The 8288-nt window shown below is 67.3% G+C and carries 1 protein-coding gene; it reads left to right on the forward strand.

Features of this window, described 5'->3' with window-relative positions:
- Positions 1–67 precede the first annotated feature (67 nt).
- The gene (locus tag AAFP30_RS17395; RefSeq protein ID WP_419231220.1) at positions 68–8107 is read left to right on the forward strand and encodes an amino acid adenylation domain-containing protein; all 8040 of its coding nucleotides are present in this window, start codon (positions 68–70) and stop codon (positions 8105–8107) included.
- The last annotated feature ends 181 nt before the right edge of the window (positions 8108–8288 follow it).

The raw sequence follows: 8288 nt of genomic DNA on the forward strand, positions 1-8288 counted from the left end.
CGCATTCAGTTATGAAGTATTTGCAGGTGCAAGCCGGATTTCTGCCCGCGGCGGCGGTGCGAGTCCGTTGACCGCCAGCAAGTGGAAAGAGCAGGTCATCGCGTCGGACGACCGGGGGCCGCTGACCGGGGAAGCCCGATTTGTGCCGCTCACCGCGGCGCAACGGGGCATGTGGTTTGCCGAGCAGCTTTCGCCCGGCTATTCGGTCAACATCGCGCACTACTTGGATCTCGCGCACGAACCGGACGGGCTCGACCATCGACTTCTCGCAGATTGTCTGCTGGATGCCAGTAAAGTTCTCCAAGCGCCTTATTTGCGGATTGTCGACGACGATGGGGCAATCGGCCAGGTAATCGACTTCGATCAACCCGACGAAATACGCATCCTGGATTTCCGCGGGCAGGCGGACCCGTTCGTCGCGGCGCACGAGTGGATGCTCGCCGAGTACCGGGCACCGGTCAACCTACTCACCGACAGCCTGATGGTCGGTGCACTCCTCCGCGTCAGCGACGAACGTACCGTGTGGTATGGCAGGGGTCATCACATCGGCATTGACGGTTACGCGGCCCTGACGCAGATCCGGATGGCCGTCGAGCGGTACAACGCCGCAAAGACGGGTCAGACGCTGGACGAGAAGCCGGTCGCGTCCGTCGTCGAACTGGTCGAGGACGACCAGAAGTATCAGGCGAGCACCCGGCGTGAGACGGACGGCGCTCACTGGCGTTCCCGCGTCGCCGACTTCCCCGAACGGGTCACTTTGTCGCGTCGCGGCGCCACCGCCGCACTGCAGCCGGCCAATCTCGTCACCTCGGCTGTGCTGGAACCGGCGCGGCAGCGACGGCTCGAGCAACTGTCAACTGACCTCAACTCGTCGCCTGCGGTGCTGATGACCGCGGCTTTCAGTGCCTTCGTCGCCCGGATGACCGGAGTCGACGACATCGTGCTGACCCTCCCAGTCACCGGTCGCGCCACCGCCAAGATCAAGCGTGCCGGCGGAATGCTGGCGAATCTGCTGCCGGTCCGGACCCGTGAGACGACGGCCGGCACCGTCCGTGACCTGATCGACAAGGTCCAGATCGAGCTCACCGGCGCTCTGCGTCACCAGCGCTACCGGGTCGAGGACATCCGTCGCGATGCCGGGAATCTCGACGCGGCCGCGGCCTCCTTCGGGCCGGTCGTCAACATGATGTTCTTCGACAAGCCCATCGAGGTGGTCGGTGCGGAAGCCGAGTACCACATCCTCTCGTCGGGGATCCTGGAGGACATGCTGCTCAATCTCTACCAGAGCAGCCCGGGTGCACCGCTGGTCATCGACCTGCACGGGCATCCCGGTCTCTACACCCAGGACGAACTCGAGCAACTGCACGCGCGATTCCTCGTCTTCCTGGGTGGCTTCCTCGACCAGCGAGCCATCGACCGGTCGGTCGACGACATCGACATGTTCATGGATTCCGACCACGCCCTGTTGGCCGCTCTCCCGGTGCCGGTGGGTCCCACCCCCAACGCCGAGACGTCGATCGTGGACGTGTTTGCCGGAATGGTGGCGTCGCACGGTGATCGGCCGGCGGTGACCGATCCTCATGGGGTGACGCTGAGTTATCGCGAACTCGACGATCGGTCTGCGGCGGTCGCACGCGCGCTGCGTGCGCGGGCAGTCGGTGAAGGCGACCTCGTGGGCATCGCGACCGAGCGTGACGTCGACCTCGTCGTGGCGATCCTGGCAGTCCTGTCCAGCGGTGCGGCCTATCTGCCGCTCGACACCGGCAATCCGAGCGACCGGCTCGCGCACATCGTCTCCGACGCCGCTCCGGTCCTCGTGATCGGTACCGGTGAGAAGGCCGATTGGCTTGCCGACGTCCCGTCGGTCACCATCGACGAACTCGCCACCGATGCGCCGGACGGGCCGGAACCGACCGGGCCGTCCACGTCCGGTGCACCGGCCTATGTCATCTACACCTCCGGCTCCACCGGAAGGCCGAAAGGCGTTGCGGTAGCGCATCGTAACGTGACGACGCTAATAGACGTGGCCGGTACGGAGTTCGACTTCTCCGCCGACGACGTGTGGACGCTGTTCCATTCCTATGCCTTCGACTTCTCGATCTGGGAGATCTTCGGACCGCTGCTGACCGGCGGCCGGTGCGTCATCGTCGATCGCTCGGTAGCACGTGCCCCCGAAGAGTTCCTGGAACTCCTCGAGCGCGAATCGGTGACCGTCGCATCGCTGACCCCCTCAGCCTTCTATCTGCTCTCGGAGACCCGCAAGAGGGCTCCGCGTCGCCTGGCGCTCCGCTACCTCGTCTTCGGCGGCGAGGAGTTGCGTTTCGATGCAGTGGCGCGTTGGTACGACGCCTTCGGCGACGACGTCGCGCTCGTGAACATGTACGGCATCACCGAGACGACGGTCCACGTGACCTTCCGGCCGTTGACACCCGAACTCGTGCGCGATCAGGTCGGCAGTCTCATCGGGCGACCGCTGTCATCGCTGGCGCTGCGCGTCCTGGACCGCCGCCTGCGGCCGGTCCCCGAGAATGCCGTCGGGGAGATCTACGTGGCCGGCGATCAACTCGCCCAGGGGTACCTGCGACGACCCGATCTGACGGCATCGCGTTTCGTCGCCGATCCCGGCGGTCGGGGCGGGCGGCTATACCGCAGCGGTGACCTGGGACGACGCGTCGGGGATGACATCGAATACCTCGGTCGTGCCGATACGCAGGTGCAATTGCGCGGATTCCGAATCGAGTTGGGCGAGATCGAGACGGCGTTGCGCGCCGTCGAGGGTGTCGGCACCGCCGCAGCGCTAGTCGTCGAAGCCACAGCCGGCTCCGGAGCCAAGCTCGTCGGCTACATCACGATGACCGATGGACACGAGGTGGACCCCACCGCGGTCCGGGAGATCGTCGGGACCCGCGTGCCCGGTTACATGGTGCCCGACGTGGTGATGGTCGTCGATGAACTCCCGTTGACCGTCAACGGCAAACTGGATCGCCGCGCGCTGCCGGCGCCGGTGCAACGCTCGACCGGTTACGTCGCGCCCACCTCGGAGGTCGAGATGCGGTTGGCCGACGTCGTCGCCGACGTGCTCGGTGTCACGCCGATCGGCATGCGCGACAACCTGTTCACGGTGGGCGGCGACTCGCTGGACGCCGCGCGTCTCGCGTCGCACATCCGGGAGTCCTTCCGGGTCTCGATACCGCTGGCCGAGCTGTTCGAGAGCGAAGACTTCGCCGACCTCGCCCGCACGATCGAGGGTGCCGCACCGGTGACGCTCGGTCCGGCAGTCGCGCCGGTCGCGCAGCGACCCGAGATCCTCCCGCTGTCGCCTGCGCAGACGCGCCTGTGGTTCGTCAATCGGATGGACCCGGAGTCCCCGACCTACAACATGGCCGGGGCGGTCGCGCTCGGTCCCGACCACGATCCGGAATCGTTGCGTGCGGCGTTCGCCGCCGTGGTCGAACGCCATGAATCGCTGCGTACCCGGTATCCGTCGGTGCACGGAGAACCGGTGCAGGAGATCCTGTCCGCCGAGTCGGTCATCGACCAGATCATCGCCCCCGTCCGCCACATCAGCGCCGACGGGGTCGATGCGGCGATCGCCGAACTGTCGGCCACCGGCTTCGATCTCATCGCGGAGGTACCGGTGCGGTGCGCCGTGGTGGCGGCACCCGACGAGAACTACGTCGTCATCGTGCTCCACCACATCTGCGGCGACGGCATGTCGCTGACCCCGCTGGTCGCCGACCTGTTCACCGCCTACGAGGCGATCCGCGCCGGCGGGCGACCCACCTGGGAACCGCTGACCCTGCAGTACGCCGACTACACGCTGTGGCATCACGACGCGCTCGGCGATCCGAGCGACGAGTCGTCGCTCGCGCATCGCGAGATCGACTTCTGGACGACTGAACTGGCGGGCCTCGACGATGTCGTGGAGTTGCCGACCGATCGACCTCGGCCGGCGATGCCGACCGGTCACGGCGCATACGTCGATCGGGAGATCGACGCGCGACTGGTCGACGCCGTCGCGGCGTTGGCGCACCGCAACCGCTCCTCGACATTCCACGTCTTGCACGCGGCGGTCGCGGTGCTGCTGTCGCGGTTGTGGGGTGGTCAGGACATCACCGTCGGTACCGCGGTGGCCGGGCGGGACGATCCCGCGCTGGCCGACATCGTCGGCATGTTCGTCAACACCGTCGTCCTGCGGACGCAGGTGCGTCAGTCGGACACCGTCGACGACGTCGTGCGGGGCAGCCGCCACACCAGCGCGCGCGCGCTGGCCCACGCCCATGTGCCGTTCGAGCAGGTCGTCGAGGCCGTTGCCCCCGACCGGTCGCTGACCCAGTCGCCGCTGTTCGAGGTCCTGATGACGTGGCAGCAGGACCGGCTCGGCGCCCCCGGTGCGGACGCCGGCGTCCGGCTGCTCGACGCCCGAGTGCCGGCCGCCAAGTACGACCTGCATGTCGCCTTCACTCAGGTGCAGCGAGCCGACGGCCCGCGAATTGTCGCTGAGTTCAGTTACGCCACAGAACTTTTCGACGAATCGACGATCGCCGCGATCGCCGATCAGTTCGAGCGCCTGCTGTCGGCGTTCGTGGCGGAACCGACCGCGCCGATCGGTTCGATCGATCTACTCACCCGGGACGAGGTGCGTGCGGTCACCGCCGTACACAATCCGGCGACCCCGCAGACGTTCCGGGAGGTGCTGAGCGCGGCGGCCCGGTTACCGGAGCTCTCCGCGACCGCGTTGTCGGGTGACACGGTGGTCACCCGGGAGCTGTTCGAGGCACGCACCAACCAGATCGCCCGCGAGTTGATCCGGCTGAACGCCGGTGCGGGTCAGGTGGTGGCGATCGAGATCGGTCGATCCACCCTCTCGATCATCGCCACCGTGGCCGTGATCAAGTCGGGTGCCGCCTTCGTGCTGATCGATCCGACGTATCCGTCCGAGCGCCGCGAGATGATGCTCGAGAGCACCGGGGCCCGAATCGGCCTGACCCGGGCCGGCCACGCCGCGACACATCGGGTCGGCATGCAGTGGCTCGCCCTGGACGACCCCAACCTCGAGATGCAGATCGCCGGACACAGCGGTGCGCCCATCGAGACCGGCGAACTCGCGCACCCGCCGAGTCTGGATGACCTGGCCTATCTGATCTTCACGTCGGGGTCGACCGGTCGGCCCAAGGCGACCGCGATCAGCAACCGTCAGGTGGCCAATCTCGCGGTCAGCTCGATCCGCCGATTCGACGTCGACGCTGCCGCCAAGGTGTTGCACGTGGCCTCGCCCAGTTTCGACGTGTCGATCCTCGAACTGCTGATGGCGCTGTGTTCCGGCGGCGAGCTCGTGGTCGCCGGCATCGATGAATACGCCGGCGCCGCGCTGACGCGGGTCATCGCCGACGGTGGCGTGACCCACGCGATGATGACGCCGTCGGTGCTTGCCACCATCGATCCGATCGACGTGCCGACCCTGCAGACCGTCATGGCCGCCGGTGAGGCGTGCAGCGTCGAACTGGTTCGCCGCTGGTCGGATCGCCGGTTCTTCAACGCATACGGGCCCACCGAGACCACGGTGATCGTCACCGTCGACGGTCCGATGGCGCGCGAGGACCACGTCACGATCGGTTCGGCGTGGGACGGTGTCGGGGCACTGGTGCTCGACTCCGCGCTCCGCCCGGCCCCGGCCGGCGTGATGGGCGAGCTGTACCTCGCCGGCGATCAGGTCGGACTGGGCTATCTGCACCAGACATCGCTGACCGCAACGAGATTCGTCGCAAACCCGTACGGCAGCGGACGGCTGTACCGCACCGGCGATCGGGTCACCCGGGGCCGCGACGGCCGCATCGTCTATCACGGACGCAACGATTTCCAGATCAAGATCCGCGGCCTGCGCATCGAACCCGGCGAGGTCGACGCGGTCATCGAGGAACACCCGGACGTGGTGACCTGCATCAGTGTCGGGGTGACCGTGCCCGGCGGGGACACGCTGCTGGTGACCTATGCGACCACCACGTCCGGCTCGACCATCGGCCCCGACGCGCTCCTGGCCTTCGCCGCCGAGCGACTGCCGCGCCACATGGTGCCGCACACCGTGATGCTGGTGGATCAGTTCGAGCTCACCCCGGTGGGCAAGATCGATCGCAAGGCACTGCCGCCGGTGGAGCTCGCCGCCAGCGACGACTACGTCGCACCGCGCTCGCAGCTGGAGTCGGTGATCGCCGGCGTGTTCGCCGAGGTCACCGGACGAGATCAGGTCGGTGCTCGCGACGACTTCTTCGGCCTCGGCGGGACATCCCTGTCGGCCGTCAAGGTCACCACCCGCCTCAGTGAAGTACTGGATCGTCGGATCTCGGTCCGCGAGCTGTTCGATGCCGCCACCGTCAGTGACCTGGCCGTGCACCTGTCGAGCGCCGCACCCGGCGAGTCGACGCCGCGGTTGCGTCCGCGCAAGCGGGCCGAGCTGGTGCCGGTGTCGACGATCCAGCGCGGCATGTGGCTGCTGAACCAGGCAGCTCCCGAGTCGTCGGCATACAACGTCGCGCTCGCGCTGCGTGTCGAGGGTGACCTCGACGTGACGGCGATGCGGGTGGCGGCGCTCGATCTGGTGGTGCGGCACGAGTCGCTGCGAACCACCTACCCGATGATCTCCGGGGAACCGACGCAGGTGATCATCCCGCCGGACGCACTCGACGACCGACTCGACTTCCGGGTGCTGACGGTCGAGGGAGAGGTGACCGAGGCGATCGGGGCCATCACCGGCGAGGGCTTCGATGTGACGGCGCAGCCGCCGGTGCGGATGGCCGTCCTGCGCAGCGGCCCCACCGACCACGTCTTGGTGTTCGTGGTCCATCACATCTGCGGCGACGGGTCGTCGATGGCCCCGATGGCGCGTGACCTGATGACCGCCTACGCCGCCCGGCGGCGCGGGGTGATCCCCCAGTGGACGCCGCTGCGGGTGCAGTACGCCGACTTCACCCTGTGGCAGACCGAGAAGCTCGAGCGGGTCGGCGCGGATGGCCGCACCGAGGCCCAGGCACAGCTCGACTACTGGCGGTCGCGACTGTCCGGTGCGCCCGAACTGATCACCCTGAGTGCCGATCGGCCGCGGCCGAAGGCGCCGAGCTATACCGGTGGCCTCGTCGAGTTCGAGGTGCCGGCCGAGCTGGTGCGGGCACTGGTGTCGGTGGCGCGCGAGATGAACAGCACGCTGTTCATGGTGGCCCACGCGGCCTTCGCGGTGCTCCTGTCACGGTTGTCCGGACAGGACGACGTGGTCATCGGAACTCCGTATGCCGGCCGTGACGACCGCGCCCTCGACGACGTCGTCGGCATGTTCGTCAACACGCTGGCCCTGCGCACACGGGTACGGCCGGAACAGAGTTTCGCCGAACTGCTCGAGGAGGTGCGCCGCGACGACCTCGCCGACATGAGCAACGCCGACATCTCGTTCGAGACCATCGCTTCCGATGTCCTCGACGCGCCGCCGACGTCGTACAACCCGATCTATCAGGTGATGTTCGCCTTCCAGAACCTCGAGTTCCCGGAAGTGGAACTCGACGGGCTCCGGGTGTCGCAAATCCCGGAGGAACTGGTCAGCGCCAAGGTCGACCTGCAGCTGACGCTGTATCCGGGCGGTTCGCCCGCCGGCAGCGACGTCGAGGCGATGCGTGGCCAGTTCCATTACGCCACTGACCTGTTCGACGCCGACACGGTCGAGACGCTGACCGAGCGGCTCCTCCAGGTTCTGGGTGCGGTCGCCACCGACGCCGCCTGTATAGTCGGGGACATTGTGATCCACACAAGCGCAGAATTGGCCGACGGGGAGAGCGATGTCGAGTCCGACCTGCGATTGCCCGACCTGCTGGTGTTGGCTGCGCAAATCGATCCGGCGGCGACCGCAGTGATACGCGACGGGTTCGCCGTCACCTTCGAGCAGCTGTCGGCGACGATGGCCGCGATGGCGGTAGTGGCGCCGGGCTCGGATGCGGCACTGACGATGGCGTTGATGAGCAGTGTGCCGGGACTGGCGACCGCCGGGCCCGCAGGGCTCGACGAAGTACTCGGCGAGATTCGGTCCAGCGCCGGCCGACTCGTGACGAATCCGGTCACCGGATGACAGCGACCGATTTCGGTTACCCCCGCAGAGATCAGGAGGCAGGGAGATTTCTCTTCCATGGGGTGTGACACCGGCAGTCTTGGACCTGGTCTCCCTGGCTGCGGCGCACGAACCGCAAGCAATTGCGCTCGAGGCTCCTTCGGGTCCGGTGACGTTCGAGCAGTTGCATACTCGCGCATCG

The sequence above is a fragment of the Gordonia sp. CPCC 205515 genome, from assembly GCF_048537925.1.
In the GTDB taxonomy this organism is placed as follows: Bacteria; Actinomycetota; Actinomycetes; order Mycobacteriales; family Mycobacteriaceae; genus Gordonia.